Genomic DNA, 20,492 nt, shown 5'->3' on the forward strand with positions numbered 1-20,492 from the left:
ACCCGATAAATGCAAAAGCCGCGAATCCGAACCGGATTCGCGGCTTTTGTTGTGTGTGAAGTTCTCAAATGCAGGTCAGAGTGCCAATCCGGCGGATGATTCCACCGACTTTTTGCGATTTTTCCACCGACTTTATCCAGGATCAGAAGGACAACTTCGGTGGTGCCGCTCTGGCCGTCGTGCGGTCGCGGCGGTTGATATCAGCGCTTCTCCTCGCAAAGCGGAAGCCTGCCGTTTCCGCTGGCAGCGGGCGTTCTGTGGCGGTTCGGTGAAATTGTGCCGTTCCATTCCACCGACTTTTCCGGCTGCGGACATGACGATGGACCGCACCTGTTAGGCGCGGTCCATCATGCGGAGATGTTCTTAGGTTCGTGGCGGTGTGCGGGCAGGTTCGTGGCCGAGGTCGGCGGCGAGCTGACGCATCCGCATGTCGATGGACTCACCCCTGACCTTGGCTGGGTCGAAGTTTGCTTGGCTTTCCCGATTGGAGGCGACGACGGCCATAGCCAGGATCAGCTTGATCATCGGGTCGCGTCGCGGCCCGTCGGTGAGCTTGCTCAGCCCCGTCACGTGGGCCGATTTGAGGTGGCTGAACCGCTGCTCGGTCAGCGCGCGAGCTGCCTCGAAGTACACCGCGTGTTCCCAGCTGCCGGGTACCAGATCCCATTGCGCGCGCTTGAACTGATCCGGAGTGAGGGTGACCATGACGCTGGACTTGGCGCAGCATCCACGTTCGTGGGCCTGCCAGGTCGGCTCCGCGACCGGGACTCCGCGGCGGCCGTACTGCATGGATTCAGGTTTGAGTGGACAGGTGACGTTCCCCAGCGCCGCCGGACAGACCAGTTTGACCTTCACCACCTGCTTACGTGAGCGACCCAGAACGGGCCTGCCGTGCCCGCCTTGTGCGTAGAAGGGCCGTGAGTTGTACCCCATGAGGTAGGGCAGGATGCGCCGCAACCGCTTGTCGTGGAGGCGGAACTGATCGTTGCTGAGAAGGTATTCCATCTTCGGTGCGCTGTGGCCTTTGATCTTCTCCAGGACGGCGGGGCAGAAGAATGCCCCGGCCCATTGGAGAGCGCCCGGTTCGGGCTCAGAGGCGGGCGCCCCGGCAGGTTTCGTCGAGGGACATTCGATCCCCCAGCCCTTGGGGAACCGGCCAACGAAGTTGTAGCGACGTTCCAGCAGGATGTCGGCAGTTTTGTCCTTCGTGTTGTAGGCCATGTCGGAAACCATGAAAGGCCACTTAGCGCGAAGGCTTTCTGGACGTCCGGTCAGACCGTTGGCCTCGGCTCGTTCAAGCGCATCGGCCATGCCTTCCGGGCTTCCTGAGGTTCCGTAGTGGATGGCAATGCCGACGAAGACCGGTGCCACGGCGTGCATCGCAGTGGGTTTACCGATGCGGGTCAGTGCTGTCATTTCCAGAGTCATCCCCGCATAGGTGATCTGGCGGGTGGCGCCGGTGCCGTCGCTGGCCGCAGACTTGCGGTCGCGCACGTGGTAGTTCGCACTCGGTACGGCGCCGCGCATCTTGTCGTCGGCGACGCCGATCGTGCCGTCCTGTTTGGCGACGAGGTAGAGGGTGCCGTCGACGACGAGGTCTCCCCGACAGCCTTCGGGGTTCTTGACCTCCACGGACGCCGCAACGAGGCGGTTGATGGCCAGGTGCACAAGTCGTGCGGCGCGTTCAGCATGCTCGCGTTGTTCCTCGGTGCGCTTCTTGAGGCGGGCGTGATACTGGGCATTGGTCATGCGCCGGGCCGGCAGGTCAGCCCAGGAATCGAAAGGCCTGAGTCTGCGTGTCCACCAGGCGGTGAAGCGCTTGTACTCGGCATGGTGTTGTCGCCAGATCCGTGAGCAATCCTGGTCGTGCATGCCGACCGCGGTGAGTTGGGCCGCGGTGAGCTCCGTCATTGTCTGCAGGATGCCCGTCAGTGTGGGAGGGCGTTTCATAATGACCCTGATCAGAAGCGAGACCAGAACCGCGGTGGTCGTATAGGCGATGCCTTGTGGGCGTCGCCCGACCGCCTCGCGACGATGAGGGTGCTGATCATCGATGAGTTCGGCTACCCCAGATTCCCACACCAGGTGGCGGGCGTAGTTGAAGAGGTCGTCGGCGATGATGCACTCCGGTTTGCGCGCGGCGATCATCGCAGGCTCTCCTGCTGGATGGTGATCGCAGGCCGGATTTTGAAGTGCGGCAGCTCTTTTCGCAGATCGCTCAATACCCTCAAGTCCGCAACATCCGCTAGCTGCAACAGCAGCGCTGTCGGTATGCACCGTTCGGCTATGTCAAGAATCCACCGGTTGCGCAGCGCCGCCGCCCTGACTGGTGGATATCCCTTGTTCGTCAGCTTTTCGCTGATGCGGTTAACGATGTTGCGTTCGGCAAACTCGGCGTTAGGGGCCAGCACCAAGCCGTCGCCGACTCGGGCCGACAATTCGATGAGCCGGGAGTTGATGCCGGGTTCCAGGACCGGTACCTGCCGCACGCCGCCGGCGACGTTGGGCAGGGCGACGACGCAGATCGCTCGGCCATGTGAGCGCACCGTCGTGATCGACGTTCCTCGCAGCACCTTGAAGTCGGCCGCGCGGGCACCGACGCCGTAGCTGAGATCCGCCAACGCCAGCGCTCGCATCCCCAGCGGGGTGGGCAATTCCCAGACGACCCTATAGAAAGAGCGGATCTCGTCGTAACTGGCTGCCTTCCGCTTCGTCCGCGCCACCGGCGTTACCCGCTCTGGCGGGTACTCCCGGGGATGGAACAAGCGTCCCGCGGTGTAGAGGACGTGGCGGACTTGCCGATGACCTCGGGGTTTCTGCGCTCCGGTGACCTCCAGTCGCTCGTCGACAGGTCCGCGTTTGAGAGCTCGCTTGGCATCGACGACGCCACCGACGGCGGCCCAGGCCAGATGCCGTGCCACCTCAGCGCACGACTTCTTATCTGTCGTTTCGCAGCTGAAGTCGGTCATGCACTGGACCTTCGCGGCCTGCAGAACCGCTTCCCTGGCGATCTTGGGGTCCGGGTAGCGGATCGTGATCGCGGTAAGCATGGCCATGCGCTCTTCGAGATCGGGACCCGGCTCCGGCACCGGCGTTAAGGCGGCGCGTTGCATAAACGCCGATGCCGCTTCCAGAAGCGGCTCGGGCGGTACCGCGTCAGGAACACTCATCGACGCATCGGCCGGGGCGAACCTCTTGATTCGGGACATCAGCGACCACTGCCGATCACGCGGCGTGGTTGGTTGACAATCGTGCGTGGGCACGCTGAAATAAACACAGTCCTCCTTGGAGGGTTTGAAGAGCCTGAGAACTCTTTGTTTTGTCTGGAAGCCGGGTTGCCGCCCGGCTTCCGGCATTTCTGGGCGGCACATGCCGCGGGACTGCCGTTAGGGCACTGAGGCTAAGAGTTCGGTTGACCTCCCGACTTCGGGCCGTGCACAACGGGATTCAGTAGATTCTCGATATACCCGTCACGATCAGTTCCCCGCTGGCTCAGCGCCAGCTTCAGAAGTTCACCGCCGGCCTGAGACAACGTGATGTCCGCGGAATCTGCATACGTGTAGACGGCTTCGGCGATTGCCGGTGGCAAGCTGAACTCGACTCGCACCCGTGAAAGGCGTCCGTTGCGTGGCCTACCCATCGCAGCTCCCATCGAGTCCCGGAGATTTGTCGAGAGATTCCCGGCCGTAGATTAACCGACGTGTGACTTTGAATATGTTGCTGTTGAGGGCTTCTCGCAACAACCGGGGTAAACGTTCACCGTATGTGGTGAACTTCGAAAGCTAGGCGCCGTGGCGGCGAAGATGGTCCCTGTTCAGATCATGATTCCAGTCGACGTACGCGCTCTGTGCGCATCCCCGTTGCTGAACAACATATTTCGACCTTCTGTGAGCAATCACCGCCTCAAGGTTGATCGAGCTCGCGACCGCCGTTAGTTCCTGCGCACGGTACTCGACAACGCAGATCAAAACATCCAGCGACAGCTTCGGAGAGGTCTTCGCGAACAGCTCTTTGCGCGCGTGTCGCGGGCGCTGACGCATCGACAGCGGCGAGAGCCACGACGGGACACGGGACACGCAGCTTCGTTCGTCACCAGATCTGACGATTCCGTTCAATCATCTACCACGGCAACGGAGTCTGGTTCACCGGCGATACGCCTGACGGTAGCCCGCTGCATGTCGGTCAGCATGTCCTCGGTGTAGCCATCGATCGCCAGAGCCCACCACACCGTTCTCATGTTGGGACATCGAGGACAACATCGGGGGCTGACGACACCGAACTTGCCCATGCGCGGTGGGTAGTCCCATCCGAGGTCAAACGCAACGCTCGGGGTCAGGATCTCCTCAATCCCGCAGACTTCGCAGATATGCCGCCACTGCGGTTCGGTGTCCGTCATACGCGCTAGTCTCGCCGGTAGCGCTGACAGGTACGCGAGGCGGGCGAGGAGCGCCTCGGCGCCGCACCCCAAGTGGTCGACCAGTTCCGCGCCGACCGCCACGCGACCATCGACCGTGCTGGTGACTCAAGCCGGCGCGCGGGGTCAGGCAGCATGCCGCCGGCCGGGGTCACGGTCATCGGCGACTTCTTCCACGCCGGCAAGCGCCACCAGATCACGCCGGTTACGACCGTCAGCTCACCGGACAGCTGCACATGTCCGTTGCGGACGGCGAGGTGTGTGTGACGGCCTACTCCACCGAGGACATCAGCGTCCACGGCAAGGGCGCCATGGGAGCCAGGTCGTGCATCGGGCGCGTGACGAGTACTTCGATCAGGCCGAGCAGCACCGCACCGATAACGGGCAGGACATTGGTGTGGCGTGGCCGGTAAACATCGCGATGACGCACACCGCCAGCCAGGACAGGGCGCTGACGGCTACCGTGGTCAGCAGGTGCTTGATCGCGGTCAGCAGAATAGAAGGCATGCCTCCCGCCAGCGCTCTGCTCGACACCCCGCAGAGGTGACCGCTGATGCCCGACGACATTGAGAATGCACCGCAGGACCGGCGGTGGCGGTCAGCAGAGACCTTCCAGGGGTTTCTCGACCACATGGACGAGTTCCAGCATTCACCGGAGGGCCAGCAGCTCCAGGCCGACCAACAGGCCGCCGAGGCCGACCTGCAGGCGTGGCTCGCCGATCAGCCGGGCGTCGCCATCGGCCGACACGGCGGGCAAGTTCCCGAGCAGTGGGAAGGCCAGGTCGACCGGCACAGCTTCTACTTCCGCGAACGGGGCGGGGACTGGGAAATCGAATTGGACCTGGACGCGCAGCAGCCCGGCATCACCAGGGGAGACCTCATCGCCACCGGCACGATCAACGCCCCCGGGTACGGGGAGAGCCTTCGGGAGCGCGCGGCGTTCATAGTCACCATCATCCGCAAACATCTGCACACGCGGACCGCCGAGGCCGCCGCCAGCTCGGACTACGCCTACCGGGTCGAGTGGTCGCCGGCGGACAACGAGTTCGTTGGGCCTGGTCGCCGAGTTCCCCTCGCTGTCTTGGTTGGCCCCCACCGAGGACGAGGCGCTGCGCGGCATCATCGAGGTCGTCGAGCAGATCGCGGCCGATGACCCCTACACCGGCGGTGATGAACCTCGATGAACGAGGAAAACGGCGTCGCCACGGAGGTACTGGGACAGTCGGCGGTCCACAGGCCTACGCAAGGCTTCGCGATCCGCGCGATGTCCTTGCCGAGCGGCAGGCGATCGAGCGGCAGTACCAGCGGCACTACCACAGCGACGAATACTTAGCTTAGAGGCCGATACGTGGGCGGGCATCGAAGAGTCAAGATGCCTTGGATATAACCTCACCCGGTTCGTACAGATGGTGAAACAGCACGGAGGGGTTGAAGCCAACCGCATGGTGGTCGACACGCTCCACCCAGCTGAGGGCTTTGTTAAGCTCGCATGGGACATCGCGCCTCGCTGCCTCGACCTCACAGCGAGCAACTCGTGCTGAACTACCCGAGCTGTTGAGCGAAGACGTCGTTAGGAAGGCTCGGGATCGGCTGGGTGGGTCGTAATTCGTCGGTAGCCGACACCCAAGTAGCTCGGATCAGCCCGGTCGCCACCGTTGAGACCGACTCGCTGCGGGTTGCGACGTCAGCCAGTCAAGGATGCCCATCTGCGGCGTGTTGGCGACCTAGACTCTCGACGGACGGACAGCACGAGACCGCGGGTGCTCTCGTCGTATGCCGGGGCTGATCACGGAAGGGGCCTCCCGTTGGAGTCGTTCGCAGAACACGCGGCGCTCGTCGCCCTTCTGCGCGCCAGACCAGGCAACCTCACGTGGCGAAAGCTCACTGCACAGGTCCTCTCATGTGGCAGCGCTGTCGAAGTCTGGCGCAAGTATCATCCTGATGGTTTGCTACCCAGCGCGGAGAAGGCTCCCCTTGCTGATGCAGAGACTGACCTTCGAGCGTGGGAACGGACCGGCCTGCGGTTCCTCAGCGCAATAGACGTCAGCTTTCCACCATCAATGACCGGTACCGCCAATACGCCGCCGTTCCTGTTCGCCCGGGGACGCTTGAAGTACCACGACCCCGCCGTAGCGGTCGTTGGTTCGCGGGACGCCTCCGTGCGCGGGATCCAACTGGCGACGGCCATCACCGAATACCTTGTAGAACAGTCTCTTACCGTTGTTTCTGGCTTGGCGGCCGGAATAGATTCCGCTGCACACGAGACTGCGCTCCGCACCGGAGGACGCACCGTGGCATTCATCGCCACGGGCATTACCAAAAGCTACCCGGCGGCAAATCGCACGACTCAGCATGCGATTGGCGAACGCGGCCTGCTCTTGTCGCAGTTCTGGCCGGAAGCCCCACCTCATAAGGCCAACTTTCTGCTACGCAACAGCTCCATCGCACAGTACGCATCGGCAGCAATCGTGGTCGAAGCCGGAGAGCACAGCGGCGCTCGCAACCTCGCGCAGCAAGCCGTCAAGCTAGGTCGGCCGCTGATCCTCACCGATCTTGTCACCGACGCCAATGCTTGGGCACAGCAACTGCTGTCGACTTCCGGTGTGTACAGGGCTGCCAGCCTGACAGAGCTCGCCGAGATAGTCCAACAGGTCGTGCCAGGCACCCGCAGGGAGTCAGACGCGGGTGATGCCAAGTGAAAGAGGCGCACGAGGCGGATAGTCCACTCGAGATGTTTCTTGCCCAAGCAGCAGTGCATCAGTTCCACAACACAATTCACATCCCACGGCGTACTTGTGAGGTGTGTCGCGGCGGACTATTGAATGGAAGAGCAGCACGCTGCGACCGCTGTACTACGAACACTGGATCAGCCACTGTTGATCTTGTCGGCACGATGATCTACGGCTGTCGAGGTTTAAAGAGCGGCGCGTTAATGCACCGCTACAAGGGACCTCAGGCAACAGCGGCCGACATTCAGCTTGTGGCTGTACTGACGGCCATAGGGTTGCAGCACCGCAGCTGTGCAGGCGCGCTCATGGGACACGTGACGCGATACTGGGCGGCGGTGCCATCATTGAAAACTGCTGGCGCAGAGCATCGTTTCCGTGAGATCTTACTTGCGATTCTCGCTGACCAAGACGAGATCGAGATCTCGGCGAGTAGGGCCTCCCGGTTTGCTACTGATGCGCAGCGGCGGGAAGTACGGCCGGATTTTTACGACGTACATGGACTGGTCCCGGACGGCAGCCACGTAATGATCATCGATGACACCTGGACGACTGGCGGACACGCCGCGTCTGTCGCCACTGCAATCAAACAGGCTGGGGCGCAAGTCGTGTCGGTCATGGCTATCGCACGGTGGCTGGATCCCCGCGGTGGCTATCCGGGGTGGACTTATACGAATCACATCAGCGAGAGGCGTTACGAACCGTCCCTATGCCCGTGGACGGCCGGTGCATGCCCGCCTCCGCTATTCTCAACCAGTACGCGGTCGCCCACACGTCCGGACCCGATTCCATGGCCCGGTTTCTCCTGGGATGCGCCCGGTCGTATCGCGCCAGCCTGTCGGATGATCCTCGCCATCCTCGCTGACGGTCAGTGGCACCGATGCTGCGACATCACTGACCGCGTAGCCGCGGCGTTTGACCTACAAACGGCCACGGTATCGAAGTTAGTGCAGGGCATGGTGAAGAACGGCGGTATTGACCAGCGAGGACGCCAGCAGCGGGGCAGTGCCGATACTCGCGAGGTGAGACGTCCCTAGTCGCGCCAATCACCGCATTTCTCAGCGCCACCCGACTCGGCCTCGTTCAGAGCGTTGCTAAGTTGAGTATCACCTTGACGGTCCCGGATGACTCCGCGGGCCATCACCATTTCGCCTGCTGCGCCGATGGCGACGCCGACACCGGATAGGGCCGCTATTCTGATCGCGATGATGCCCTATTCGGGCCCATACTGAGAATCTTGTTGATTGACGGCATGGTCGACAGCGGCAGCGCGCTTGTGAATGTCTGACACTTGCTTTGTGGGACCTACGTGCGGCAGCCCTGAGACCTTCGGATAGCGTCATAGTGGTGAGCAAGTCCGGCCGCACACCACGCCTCTGCAATCTCAAGAATCCAGCGCACAACGTGGAGACGTGCCCGCGCTGCCAGTGGTTGCTCCGTAGCCCGGAAGCTCGGAAGAATCTTCGCGAGAAGAAGAAGTCCGATCGACGCGCGGAACGGGAGTTTGCGGAGAAGCGGCAACCAATCCGCGTTGTGCAAGGTGGGCTAGGGTCCGGCAACAAGTCGAAGGAAGTCCTACGCGTCAACTGACCTTCCGTCCAACGAGTTCCGCCGGGAGGACGAGTCGTTCAGCTAACTAACGGTGCTTACGCCCTGATGAAGGGAGGCCACCGCTGACCGTGCGAACGCTGTACTCGCCCTCGCTGGGCGGCGGCGCCACGTACTTCTTGTTGGCCTTAGCGACCGGTCGGATCGCGCCATCATCTCTGGGGTTGAATCCGCCGGGGCAACGACGCTCGTTGTTCCACCGGATGCGACCGCCTTCACCTCGATAGTGCGGCCCGAGCGTTCCGTCGTCGCGAACCGTTACGCGGTTGCCGCACTCAACGCATTCCCCACGTTGAGAACGACGCTTGGCCATCTTGTCTCCTAACCTTATTCTCGGGGCACCTGGTGGTGGCCTTTTGAGCATCTGCAGAGACTGGCTGTCCCACCCGGTGCCGACTCACGGGCGAACACGCAGGCTCTCTGGTGGCGTCGGCGGGTTGATCGGGTTACCGACAGGGATCCCGCGCGTGACGCAGCCGTCTGAGAACACGATCCACACACTGTCATCGATGGGCATCTCCCTGGCATCGCGCTCGCTGACGTACCAGAGACCGTCGTGCATCGATCCGGCCGGCGCTTCGTGGGCCGTGTAGGAGTGCGGGCTCCGCCCACGCTCGGCCGCGACCGCCGCGATCGCCTCGGAATTGTTCAGGTGAACCCTCCTACAACCTGCCGTACTCTTGTCGGCTTCTGCATCGCCGCCAGTAACCGGGCGTTGACCTCTGGCGTGCCGCTCACCATAGGCGCTGCGGCCGACAAGACGGGCCCACCCGCCAACGACCTACTGGTTGACTGCGCGGGAAACCCTGTCCCCCAAGGCCCACAGCTCGTCGGGATCGAGTCCCGCGACCGGTACCGCTTTCGCCGGCCCGGCTTCGTTCTGGCCTAGAAGCGATGCGATCTCGCCAAAACCGGGATGGCCCGAGGCTTTGAAGTTGCCCTTCCAGCAACCAGCGACCAATAGTTGCCCGTTCTTCACCGAGAACTTCAAAGGCGGAAACCTCCTGCCGAAGGGATACACGAACAGCGCACCTCCCGGCTTCTTTCCGAATGTCAGCCGAGCGTGCGTTCCCTCCCGTGGCCGTTGACCGTTGGCGTCCATCAGTTCGAGGAACCTCTGAAGGAAAGCTCTGTCGCCCGGGTCGTCGACGGCCGCGACGAACTCCCGCCGGGTCCATCCGCCCGGTTCGGCCGTGGAGTCAGCCTCCGGAAGGCGGATGGGTGCGGCCGTCACTGGCCGACCGGTCAGCCAGGAGCGAAGGTGGTCGACCTTCGCTTCCATGTGGTCGCCGATCGTGTCGAGGTCGCCGTGTTCGCCTCGTTTGGTGGCGCTGTCTATCGTGTCGTCGCCGGAGTAATGGACTTCAATTCTGAGGTGGTTCTTGCTGAAAACGTCAGTCTCATCTGTGGATTCCACGTGCCATCCTGAGACGACCGCGGTGTCGACGGTGTCAAGCCGGGTGCTGGTTCCTTCTGGCAATGGTCAACCTCTCCTCATCGTTGTGGTTCCCAGGTTTCTGAATGTCATCGTGCTCCGGCGACCACCAGTGCGAGTTCGTAGACTTGCTGCAGCAGCGCCGCCGGTGGCAATGCCAAATCCAGTGCGTGACAGTGCATCGTCACGCCACTGCGTTGCACGGTGTGGATGCTGACCGGTTCGTTACCTTTCGCGTAGACTAGATGTCCGTCTTCAAGTCCGAGAACGGTGCAGTAGGCCAGCATTTGGTAGAGGTCGGCGTTGGGGAAACCTTCGGGGCGTTCGGCCTTGTATTTGGCGTCGATGACCGCGCGCACCGATCCGTTACGCCTACAGAGCAGGTCGGGTCGCATGTCGACTTCGCGTTGTTCGTCGAGATGCAACGCTGCCTGTGTCGCGCATCGCCAACCAAGGCCGGTGAGGGATTCGTCGAGTGCGGTGGTGACGAAATCTTCGAAGATCCGCCACATGTCGAACATGTAGCCCGTGACGGTGACGTCGCCCAGGTGATGCTCGAACGATTCGGCAGCCACGACGATCTCGGCCAGCCGCAGTGCGGCCTGGTAGCGGACGTTGAGACGGCTGGGCTGCCAGGCCGGCACCGCGGACCCGCGTGCCGGCACAGAAACGTCGGCCAGGGTGCGGCGCAGCCGCAGTAGCAGCCGCCGTGCTGTATCGCTCACGCGCGGCACTGTCAGCAGCCGCAAACTCGCCATCGCGAGCAATTGGTTCTCGGGGATGTCGACGGTGAAGTCGTCGTACTCCACGGCAAGCGGGACGGGAAGCCCGTAGAGCCGGCTCATCTGCTCCCCGGCCAGGATTCGCCCGCGAAGTACTGGAAGCACGTCGGCGACCGTCCGGTAGCCCTGCAGCAGACCCTGCTCGACGGCGCGGGTGGCCAAACGGGCGAAGGCCTCGGCGACGCCGGGGAGGAGTTCGTCCGCGCCGACCAGGCCGATAGGGTCATCGCGCCAGATCGCCGGGTTCTGGGCGTAACCGAGTAGGAACAGCAGCCGGTTCAAGTCGGCGATCTTCGGACGCACGATCAGCGGGCGTTCACCGATGACGACCGCACCCACCTTCCGGCCCGCCGCAACGTCGTACACACCGTCGGTGAGCGTCGGGGTGACCGCTGCGATGCCCACGGCGGTCAACGCGCAGTACTCCGCGACGCTCAGGGACACCGGAACAGCCGGTCCTCCCTCAGTGAGGATCAGCGGTGCTGGACTCATCGTCGCCCGGTTCGGTATCCAGTCCCAAGCCCTCGGCGGCCACCGCCGCCGCGGCCAGGCTCTTGGTCAGCGCGTCCAAGCCGTAGCGGGCCTGGACGTCGACGCCGCGGTCGCCGTAGTGGTGCTCTTCGAGTAGCGGCAGAATATCGGTGCGCCACATCAGTTTCAGAGCTGCACCCGTCAAGTCACTGGCGATCCGGTCCCTCATGAAATATGACGGTCCGATCTTGAAGTCTGTGTCGCTGATGCGGTTGTTGAGTTCGTCGTGCAGGTCCGCGAGTGTCATCGGGTACCCCTTAGCGGCCAGCCAGCTGCGCAGGATCCCATTGGTCGGGGCTCCAGACGGGTGCAGCGGGAGGAACGCGAACCGGCGGCGTAGGGCCGCGTCGACCAGCGCGATGGAGCGGTCGGCGGTGTTCATGGTGCCGATGACGTAGATATTCTTGGGCAGCGAGAACGGCTCTGCGCTGTCTGAGGAGTACATCAAGTCGATGGCTTGGTCGCGGTATTCGAGCAGGAAGTACAGTTCGCCGAAGATCTTCGGTAGGTTGCCGCGGTTGATTTCGTCGATGATGAGGACGAATACCGCGTCGGGGTTGTCGACGGCCTTGTCGACCAGCGACCGTAGCGGTCCGGCTTTCAACGTGAATCCGATCTGGCCACTGGCCTCACCCTGTGGCCGGAAGCCTTCGAAGAAGTCTTCGTAGGAGTAGGCGGGGTGGAACTGTACGAACTTGATGTTCGCTTCGTCGGTGACGTGGCGAGCGAGTTTCTGGGCGATGTAGGTCTTCCCGGTGCCGGGTGGGCCGTAGAAGATGAGTTGGCGGCGATCACGGAGCAGGTCGACGCAATCCTGTAGCCAATCGATGCCCACGTGGAGTTGCTGTGACAACTCGGCGGTGGCATCGGGCAGATGCACGTCGCCGTGCTTCGGCCTCGGCGGCCGACGCTCGGCCAGGGCGGTCAGTGTCTCCAGATGCTGGCTCAGGTCGAGAACCTCGCCTTGGGCGTTCAGACGCGCCGCCACGTCGCCGGGCAGCTCCGACGTCCGGCAGGGATGCTGGTACCACTTCACCGAGCGGCGGAGGTTGGAACGCCCGTCGCTGCTAGCGACGAAGTAGGCGTCACCGGTGATGGTGCCGAAGTGGATGTCGCCCTGACTGATCGTGACGACCAGGTCGCCGGGGTGCATCCGTTTCAGGAACGCGTAAAACTCGTCGAACTTCTCTTGCCGCGCCGCATACCCCGACGATCGGTAGTCGTCGTCGACGAATGCCTTGAGTTCCTCGCGGGTGACGTCGGCTTCGACCGGTCGCAGCAGGCTCGCCGCCAACGACAGCGATTGCTTCTCACGCCAGACCGGGATCATGTCCTGGCCTTTGACGTTGGAGCCGTGAACCTTCCACGCGTGCTGAACATCCGGTGTCGGTTCTGGCTTCGGGGGCGTACCTTTCTCCCACTTCGCTTTCCATTCGGGAGCGTAGAGGTCGACGTGTCCACCCTCGGCATCGGTCAGCGCTTCATAGATGCGGGCCAGATCGATGTCGACGTCGCCGGAGGAGGTGTCGAGGTAGTCGGCGGCCAGACCGTCGCGCATGGTCGTGCGGTGAGCATTGCTGACCACCGGCAGGAAAAAGTGCGGGAAGGCCAGATAGAGCAGTGATTGTCGTTGTGCTGCTTGGCCGGTCGGCACGGCGTCGATTTCGTCGCGGAAGGTCAGCGGGTCGGCGAGTGCATCGACGCGTCGGCCGTCGGGCAGCGACTTGAAGTGGCGGGCGACCTCGATGAGGTACCCGATCTGTGCCCATTTGTAGGAAGTGAACGCCTGACCGCCGTGGAAGACACCGCCGCCGAGCAGGGCTTCCTCCACGTCGGCCGGTATTGCCACGGGCACGCTGCTCATGTCCAGAACGGCTTGGATCTGCTTCACCTTCAGCGAGCCACCCATGTTGAGGATCGGCAGCACATTGAGGATGAGCACTTCGGCGAACAACTGAGTTGCTGCGGGAGAAGCTTGGGCGAGTTGATGTTTCAGCTTGTCGAAGAAGTCGCCGGGGCCCATGTCGGGCTTGTCGACATACTCCCGTTTGAGTTGCTCGAGATTGTCGACGCTCCAGACCGGCTCCCCCGGCGTCAGAAGTGAATCGTCTTTGCCCAAGCCACAATCGATGAGCCGCCGGCCGACCACCTCGACTCTCGGTGAAGCCTCACGGGCGAACGTCCCCACTTCAGCATCACTCATGTGTCATACCCCCTGTCACTGCGCCGTCAAATCGTCGAACTGTGATTCGTAGGGAACACCCGTGGCTTCGGCTTCGGCCATCGCGTCATATATCTCTAAGATCATGCGCTTTGTGCGATATTCGCCTAGTGCGGCAATGTTTTTGCGCTTGACGACCTGGAACGTTTCCATGATGTAGTCGACGTCATCGCGTTCGATGCCATAGAGATGGAAGAAGGCGGCGTCGAGCTCGGCGCGTAGCAGTTCTCTTCGCTCGGGATTCCACTCATACGGCTCGTCGGTCAGTTCGTAGTCTGCTGCAAACCCCGCCATGTCGAAGGATGTATACACGAGTTCCGCTACGCGTCGGATGACCCACTGCTTGATCGATTGAGTTGTGTACCAGGGCGAAGGCGTGGTGAATACCTCGCGCGACAACACCGGCAATTGCTGTACATAGTTGTAGGTGAGGTTGACTCCTCCGAGTTTCTGCCGCAGTGAGTAGTCCAAGGCAAAGCTGCTTAGGACCGCCAAAAGTATGGCCCCGTCGTCACATAGGATCAGTGGAATACTGTGTCCGACAGCGGCCATTGGCAGCGGGTACGCGACCATCGATCTCTCGTTGGTGGGACTTGATATGTTCGAGAACGCGAGGAACCAGCTAGGTGTATGCGCCGGCATCTCTGCCTCGCTTACCCAGTAGGCGGGCATCGCGGGCCGATTCGGGTTCGCCAGTTCATCATCGGAGAGGTGCCGTGGCTGATTTTGGCGCTTTGCCGCTGTGGCACTTCGAACTACATCGGCTGCTCTGTGGTTGTAGAAGTCGGCCATCATCCCTTGGTACAGCGGCAGCATCCGCTTCTTACCCCGCTCGAACACGTTGCCGTTTAGTTCCCAGCCGTCGTTTTCGAGTTCCTCGCGGGTGCGGAACAGGTGCGAGTCGTTGGACATGTGGAACATCGTCATGAACTTGATGCCCCAGGGGTTTCCATCGGGGTCGCCTTCGCGGATGAGCACCGGCACCCGTTTGTAAATGCCGAGTGTGATCTCGGCGTCGCGGCGGCTGCGGAACACCGGGCAGGTTCCGGTGTTGGGGTTGAGCAGCGTGATCTCCTCCGGTGTGAGGGCGAATGTCACGCCGGCGCGCTGTAAGTCAGTGGGGTCACGGGCGAAGAACGCGAAGCTGGCTTCGGGCTCGCGTGAGTCGCGGCCGACTAAGGTCAGCAGACAGAACTTGAGGCTCCGATGCACTCCCTCGAACAGCGGCTTGGCGTTCTCGAAGTCGTACAGGCTCGAAATCGACTGACTGAGGACGAGATCTTTGAAGTAGTACTGCGTGGTCGCGTCGGTCGCGATACCGGTCGGCAGGATGACGCCGAGTCGTCCGCCGCCGCCGAGCAGGTTCCGGTCCGCCTCGGCGAACACCGCATACGTGTTGATGTCGCCACGCCCCGTCAGCGGATAGCGGCCCGACGTCCGCATGAGATGCGATATTCCTTCTGCACGTCGTTTCTCGGCGATGAACGCCAGGTGCAACGGCTCGTTGGTATCCGGAAGCTTCGCGATGAGGCGTTTTCGCGCCGCCGCGTTGGGCGCCATGGCGATCTCCGGATCACGCGCTGCGAAGAACTCCTGCTCTTGCAGTTTGACGCGCTCCCATGGCGGGTTGCCGATCACCACGGAGAACCCGCCCGCCCATCCGGTGGCGGGGTTGACGGTGTCGCCCGCAGCCGGCGTGGTCGGGAAGATGTGCGGGAACTCCAAGTGCCAGTGGAAGAATCGGTACTCGGCTGCCAGTCGTTCGATCTCAGTGTGGCTGCGCTCATCGAGCCTGTCATCACCCTCGGCCAGCCGGGTGATGGTGCGGTGGGTGATCGCCTTGGGCGCCCCCGGTGTCTTCGGCCAGACGAACGCGGCGCACCACGCGTCGGCGGCGAGCCGCTGCGTCCGGTAGTCGTCGGACTCGGTGTAGGCCCGGAGCCGCTGCTGCTGGACGTGCACATCGGCCAGAGACAGCGGCTGCGCGGCCACCACGTCGTGCACCTGTTCGGCCAGTGTGGTGTTGGCGGCGACCATGTCCACGTCGAACAGGCTGCCCTGTGCGCTGCGTTCGGCCTTGTTCTGTTTGGCCAGGGTGCTGGTGACCTTCTTGTCGTCGCCTTCGATGGGTTTGAACGCGTCGTCGGGCAGGCCGTCGGCGAGCAGGCTCGGTGTGGTGCCCACCAACGCGTTGCCGACTTTGATCTGCGCGTCGAGGAAGGTCAGCGGGCGTCCGGGTTCGAGCGCTTCCATCCACAGCGACACTTTGGCGAGTTCGGCCGCCAGCGGGTTGACGTCGACGCCGTAGACGCAGCGCCCGGCGACCTCGCGCATCGCCGACCGGACCGCCTCGGGGGTGGGTTCGGGGTCCCCGGTGCGAAGCGCGGCGACCCGTTTGGCGATGCGGCGGGCCGCGCCGACCAGGAAGTGGCCGCTGCCGCAGGCCGGGTCGCAGACCGTGACGTTCAACAGCGCCTCTACTGCGTCGCCGGAGGAGGACTTCTCCGCGTCGTCGAGCACCGGATCCAGCGCGGTGTCCAGCAGCGACTCCACCAGCGAGGTGGGGGTGTAGTAGGAGCCGGTGTCCTTGCGTTGATTGCCCGAGGCGATCGACAGCGTGTAGGTCTTGGTGGCGGGATCCCAGGCCGGCACGAACTCCAGCAACGCCTCGTAGATGCTGCCGAGTTCTTCGGCACCCAGGTTGCGGTAGTCGACCACGCGCAGCACGTTCGACCTGGGTTCGCGGACCACCGACAGAGACCGCACCGCCGACTGCAGTGCCTGGTTGCTCAACGCGCAGTCGCCGAGGAAGTCCAGTTCGCCCTTCTCGAAGAGTCCGCCGATGCCGGGCAGGCCCAGTTCGGGCAGCCCGTCGATGCTGCCGAGCCCCCGCCACACCAGCAACAGTGCTTGCCATTTGTCGCCGTAGCGTCCGCCGCGACGGCGCCGTGCGGTGCGCCGCAGCCGGTCGGTGGAGAAGTAGTCGGTGTAACGCTGTCGGGCCCGGGGGGTGGCGTTCGGGTCCAGGAGCGCGCCTCTGTCCTCGGCGACGAAGGTGAACAGCATCCGGTAGGCGACGCGCAGCAGCGCGTGGTGCACGTCATCGACCGACAACCGCCCCTCGGCCAGATCGTCGCGCAGTGCCGCGTTGTCGGGGTGGGCCAGGAACCCTGCACCGAGGGTCTGCAGCGCGTCGACGACCCCGTCGCGCAACAGGTTCAGGGCGCGTGACCCGGTGTCGACCGCGTCCTGGCGCCACTGTTCCAGCCAGCACGAGGCTGGCCCGATCTCGGTGTCGCGGGCTTCCACGCGGGAGACGTGGCACAGCGTGTACAGCAGCAGGAAGTCGGCGAACAGGTCGCCGTCGAAGATGGCCTCCAGGTCGAACTCGACGTAGGCCGAACCCACCAGCGAGGTGGAGTCCCGCAGCAGTCGCAGGGTGGTGGCGTTGGCCAGGATCGCCCACAGGTGCGTGTCGGAGCGGTTGAGCAACTCCTGCACCATGGACTGCGGTGAGGCCCCGGCCGCCCCGGCGACACCTTTGCTGCGGGTGTCCAGCGGCACCCGGCCGAGCAGGTGGATCGGCACGCTGCCCCACAGGTGAGAAACGGGGTGGCTGTACGCGCCGACGGTGATGCCGCCCTTCCCGGTGGTGGGGACGCGGCCGTAGCCGAGTTGGTCCAACATCACCAGCAGGAACCGCTCCCGGGTCAGCGATGTCGCGGTGTCGCTGTCGGGCAGGGCGGCGAGGGCTTGGCGGTAGGTGGTCCAAGCGCCACGCAGGTAGGCCCACACCCGGTTGGCAGCCTCCCGGACGGATTCACCCGCCGGCAGGTGGAAGTCCGCTGACGTCAGCCCCGGCAGGTCGGTGCCGGTGGCCAGTTTCGCGAGCAGGTCGGCGGGCAGCAGACCACCCTGGATGCGGATGCCCACGAACGCGGCCGTCGCGTCGGTACTCATTGAGCGACTCCCGTCGGGGGAACGAACACGAATACGCCGAGGACGTCGGCGACGGGCTCGACTGTGACCTTGAGGCCGCGGACAACGTCGGCGGCAGCCTGGCGAACCCTGCGGTGCGATTCCAGCAGCCGTTGGGCCAGCAGTTCACCGTGGCGCTCGAGGTGATCGCGAACGTCGTCGAGGCCATCGAGGCTTCTGCTGAGGAACTGCTGAGCCTGGGGGTGCGGAACGTTGCCCGACGGGGTGGCGTCCAACAGCGGCGTTACCGCCGCGGGTTCCAGCCACTTCGCCTGTGCGGGCGCTCCTTCGAACGCCAAGGTCGCCACGTCTTCGGCCACCAGTTGGCGGGTGCCCGAGCGGGACGGCAATTCCAGGTGGAACCGATAGCGCACCAGCAACATTGTCGTTCGGGTGGACACCGCCTTTGTCCGCACCACCGAGCAGCGGCACGCCGGTCGCTGCGCGGCGGGTAGCTCGGTGTCCAAGGCTGATTCGAGGACATAGTTAGCGATGGCCTCGACGCTGGCGTCGGTGCGGTTGAGCACCGCCTGCCCGCGGGCCACCGGCAGGTCGGTGGCGAACACCAACGGGTCGCGCCGGTCGGGCGGCAGCGCGTCCCGCAGGCCCAGAGGCAGCGGCGCGAGGGTGGCGGTGAATCCGGATTCCGTTGTACTGCAGGTGGATCGCAGCGATTTCAACGCGTTCAGCACAAACCCAGCGACCTCGGCGCCAGTACCGAGAGCGTCGCGGGACTCTCGCAGCTCGGCAGCCACCTCTTCGGGTTTGATGCCGTGTTGAGCGTATTTGGTCTGCGCGACGCGTTCCCGCTCTGCCGCCGAATCCCATCGCGTGTAGAGCGCGTTCTGCTTGTCCTGGATGTCCAGTTCGAGGCCGAGTTGTTCGGCGTCGCGGCCGCGCAGCAGCAACCCCTCCATGAGCGCCTCGACCACCGCGTCGGTGTTGTCGGGGACCGGCACGGACACGCCGGTCGCCTTGCGGATCGCTTCGTGTTTGCGCAGCAGCACGTCCAGGACGATCCCGTCGATCTGGTTGTCGCGCCCGTAGAGGGTCACCGCGCGCACCGTCTGGGCGGCTTGGCCGAACCGGTCGACACGCCCTTCGCGTTGTTCGTGCCGGGTGGGGTTCCACGCCAGGTCGTAGTGGATGACCGCCTGGAAGTTCTCCTGCAAATTCACCCCTTCGGACAGGCAGTCGGTGGCGACCAGCACGTGCCGGCCGGGCGTCGCGGCCAGTTCCTCGATCCGGGTGACGCGCTCATCGGGCGGCAAGGTTCCGGTCACCGCCCGCACCGTGACGTTCTTGCCGAGCGCGGCGTCGAGGTGTTCGGCGACGTATTCCGCGGTGTCGATAAAGCGGCAGAACACGATCGGGTCGCAGCCCTCGGCCTGGACTTCCTTGACGATCTTGACCAGTGCGGCGATCTTCTTGTCCGGCTTTCCCTCCAGCTTCTGGGCGTCGGCGAGGAAGCCACACAGCCGCCGCGACTTCGAGTCGGTCTGTCCGGAGCTGGGGTCCGAACCCGGTGTGGTGTCGGCCGCCTCGAGCGCTTCGTCGTCGGCTTGGTCGAGCACGATGGCACGGCCGATCGCGTCGGCCTCCTCCGGTGAGTCGGCTGCCGCGGCCGCGGCGCGGGTGCGCAGCGTTTGGGCGGCCGCGCGTGGCGAGGACGCCAGTGCGCGCAGCAGCGCCAGCGCCGACCACCAGTTGACCCGCCGGGCCAGCCCGCCGTCGCCGCTGCGGACCGTTTCCCTGGCGTAGTCCAGCACTTTGGTGAACAGGGCGTCGTATTCGCGGCTGAGGGTGTAGGGAACTTCGGTGGTGAGCCGGTCCTTCGGGAACGGGGTGTCCTCGTCGAGGTAGCGCCGGATGTCGGCGCGGCGGCGCTGGACGAAATGTCTGGCCAGGCGTTCCCGGCCGCGGCGGTCTTCGAGGTCCACGGCGGCCAACTCCGGGTCGAGCAGCCCCAGCAGATTGCGGAACGCTTCTTCCTTGCCGCTGTGCGGGGTGGCGCTGGCCAGGATCAGGTGCCGGGACGTGTCGGCGGCGAGATCGCGCATCAGCTCGTAGCGCTGGGTGCGTCCCGATCCCGATGAGGTGGAGTCCGCGACACAGGTGTGCACTTCGTCGACGATCACCAGATCCGGGCAGGTGCGAAGAAATTCGTGGCGGCGTCGGGTGCTCTTGATGAAGTCGGTGGAGATCACGGTGATCGGGTAGCGTTCGAAGATCGACTCGGCGCCGACCAGGCCGCGTTCGAGGCGCCGGACGGTGCTGGGCAACACCAGTTCGGCCTCGAAACCGAACTTCGCGCGCAGTTCGCTTTGCCACTGCTCGGCCAGCGCGGGACTGCACAGCACCGCCAGCCCGCGGGCGTCACCCACCTGCAGCAGTTCGGCGACGATGAGTGCGGCTTCGATGGTCTTGCCGATGCCGACGTCGTCGGCGATCAGCAGCCGCACAACGTCCTGGCGCAGCGCCATCATCAGCGGGACCAGCTGGTAGGCGCGCGGTTCGACCGCGATGGACGCCAGGCTGCGGAACGGCCCTGCGGTGGATCGGAATCCGATCCGCAGCGCGCTGCGCAGCATCGACGCGCTGAGGTGGTCTCCGATGTCGTCGGGCACCGGCGGAGGAAAGGTCGCGGCCGTCACGCCCTCGCTGACGAGAACGCCGGCGATGTCGTCGTCGATACCGCCGAGCGGACGCAGGACCAGAAAGTCGTCGGTGCTGTCGGGAAGAACCACCCACTCCCGCCCGCGCGCCGTCACCAGATTGCCCGGTGCGAAACCCATTG

12 protein-coding genes are annotated in these 20,492 nt (G+C 64.0%); 2 read left to right on the forward strand and 10 right to left on the reverse strand.

Annotated features, from left to right (window positions below; all coding sequences use genetic code 11):
* Positions 1-363: 363 nt before the first annotated feature.
* The 5 genes from ACJH6I_RS08540 to ACJH6I_RS08560 all read right to left on the reverse strand — a co-directional run bounded on the left by ACJH6I_RS08540 (position 364) and on the right by ACJH6I_RS08560 (position 4,844).
* Positions 364-2,148, reverse strand: coding sequence for a hypothetical protein (locus ACJH6I_RS08540; RefSeq protein WP_406783938.1), 1,785 nt, complete (start codon positions 2,146-2,148; stop codon positions 364-366).
* Positions 2,145-3,356 (reverse strand): hypothetical protein, encoded by a 1,212-nt coding sequence (locus ACJH6I_RS08545; RefSeq protein ID WP_406783939.1) that lies wholly within the window; start codon positions 3,354-3,356, stop codon positions 2,145-2,147. Before ACJH6I_RS08545 ends, ACJH6I_RS08540 begins: the two co-directional genes overlap by 4 nt.
* 426 nt (positions 3,357-3,782) lie before the next feature.
* The gene (locus ACJH6I_RS08550; protein ID WP_406783940.1) at positions 3,783-4,076 is read right to left on the reverse strand and encodes a hypothetical protein; all 294 of its coding nucleotides are present in this window, start codon (positions 4,074-4,076) and stop codon (positions 3,783-3,785) included.
* A 35-nt stretch (positions 4,077-4,111) separates the two neighbouring features.
* Positions 4,112-4,396 carry a hypothetical protein gene (locus ACJH6I_RS08555; RefSeq protein ID WP_406783941.1) on the reverse strand — a complete coding sequence of 95 codons (285 nt, stop codon included), beginning with the start codon at positions 4,394-4,396 and terminating at the stop codon, positions 4,112-4,114.
* 289 nt (positions 4,397-4,685) lie between these two features.
* The gene (locus ACJH6I_RS08560; RefSeq protein ID WP_406783942.1) at positions 4,686-4,844 is read right to left on the reverse strand and encodes a hypothetical protein; all 159 of its coding nucleotides are present in this window, start codon (positions 4,842-4,844) and stop codon (positions 4,686-4,688) included.
* 123 nt (positions 4,845-4,967) lie between these two features.
* On the opposite strand from ACJH6I_RS08560, the gene ACJH6I_RS08565 reads away from it, so the two are divergent.
* Together ACJH6I_RS08565 and ACJH6I_RS08570 are read left to right on the forward strand one after the other, a co-directional pair.
* Positions 4,968-5,567 carry a hypothetical protein gene (locus ACJH6I_RS08565; RefSeq protein WP_406783943.1) on the forward strand — a complete coding sequence of 200 codons (600 nt, stop codon included), beginning with the start codon at positions 4,968-4,970 and terminating at the stop codon, positions 5,565-5,567.
* Between the two features lie 652 nt (positions 5,568-6,219).
* Positions 6,220-7,113, forward strand: coding sequence for a DNA-processing protein DprA (locus tag ACJH6I_RS08570; RefSeq protein ID WP_406783944.1), 894 nt, complete (start codon positions 6,220-6,222; stop codon positions 7,111-7,113).
* Between the two features lie 2,416 nt (positions 7,114-9,529).
* On the opposite strand, the gene ACJH6I_RS08575 is transcribed toward ACJH6I_RS08570, so the two are convergent.
* From ACJH6I_RS08575 to ACJH6I_RS08595, 5 genes are read right to left on the reverse strand one after another with little or no spacing between them, the layout of a single operon-like run.
* Positions 9,530-10,228, reverse strand: coding sequence for a hypothetical protein (locus ACJH6I_RS08575; RefSeq protein ID WP_406783945.1), 699 nt, complete (start codon positions 10,226-10,228; stop codon positions 9,530-9,532).
* 44 nt (positions 10,229-10,272) lie between these two features.
* A complete protein-coding gene (locus tag ACJH6I_RS08580) occupies positions 10,273-11,409 on the reverse strand; it encodes an McrC family protein (protein ID WP_406783946.1) in 1,137 nt (378 codons plus the stop codon).
* A gap of 19 nt (positions 11,410-11,428) precedes the next feature.
* Positions 11,429-13,699: an McrB family protein gene (locus ACJH6I_RS08585; protein WP_406783947.1), complete on the reverse strand. Its 2,271-nt coding sequence runs from the start codon at positions 13,697-13,699 to the stop codon at positions 11,429-11,431.
* Between the two features lie 15 nt (positions 13,700-13,714).
* Positions 13,715-17,677 (reverse strand): Eco57I restriction-modification methylase domain-containing protein, encoded by a 3,963-nt coding sequence (locus ACJH6I_RS08590; RefSeq protein ID WP_406783948.1) that lies wholly within the window; start codon positions 17,675-17,677, stop codon positions 13,715-13,717.
* Positions 17,674-20,490, reverse strand: a complete 2,817-nt coding sequence (locus tag ACJH6I_RS08595; RefSeq protein WP_406783949.1) for a helicase-related protein — start codon at positions 20,488-20,490, stop codon at positions 17,674-17,676. The genes ACJH6I_RS08590 and ACJH6I_RS08595 overlap by 4 nt, the downstream gene beginning before the upstream one ends.
* Positions 20,491-20,492: the final 2 nt, after the last annotated feature.

The sequence above is a fragment of the Mycobacterium sp. SMC-13 genome (assembly GCF_045311035.1).
In the GTDB taxonomy this organism is placed as follows: domain Bacteria; phylum Actinomycetota; class Actinomycetes; order Mycobacteriales; family Mycobacteriaceae; genus Mycobacterium.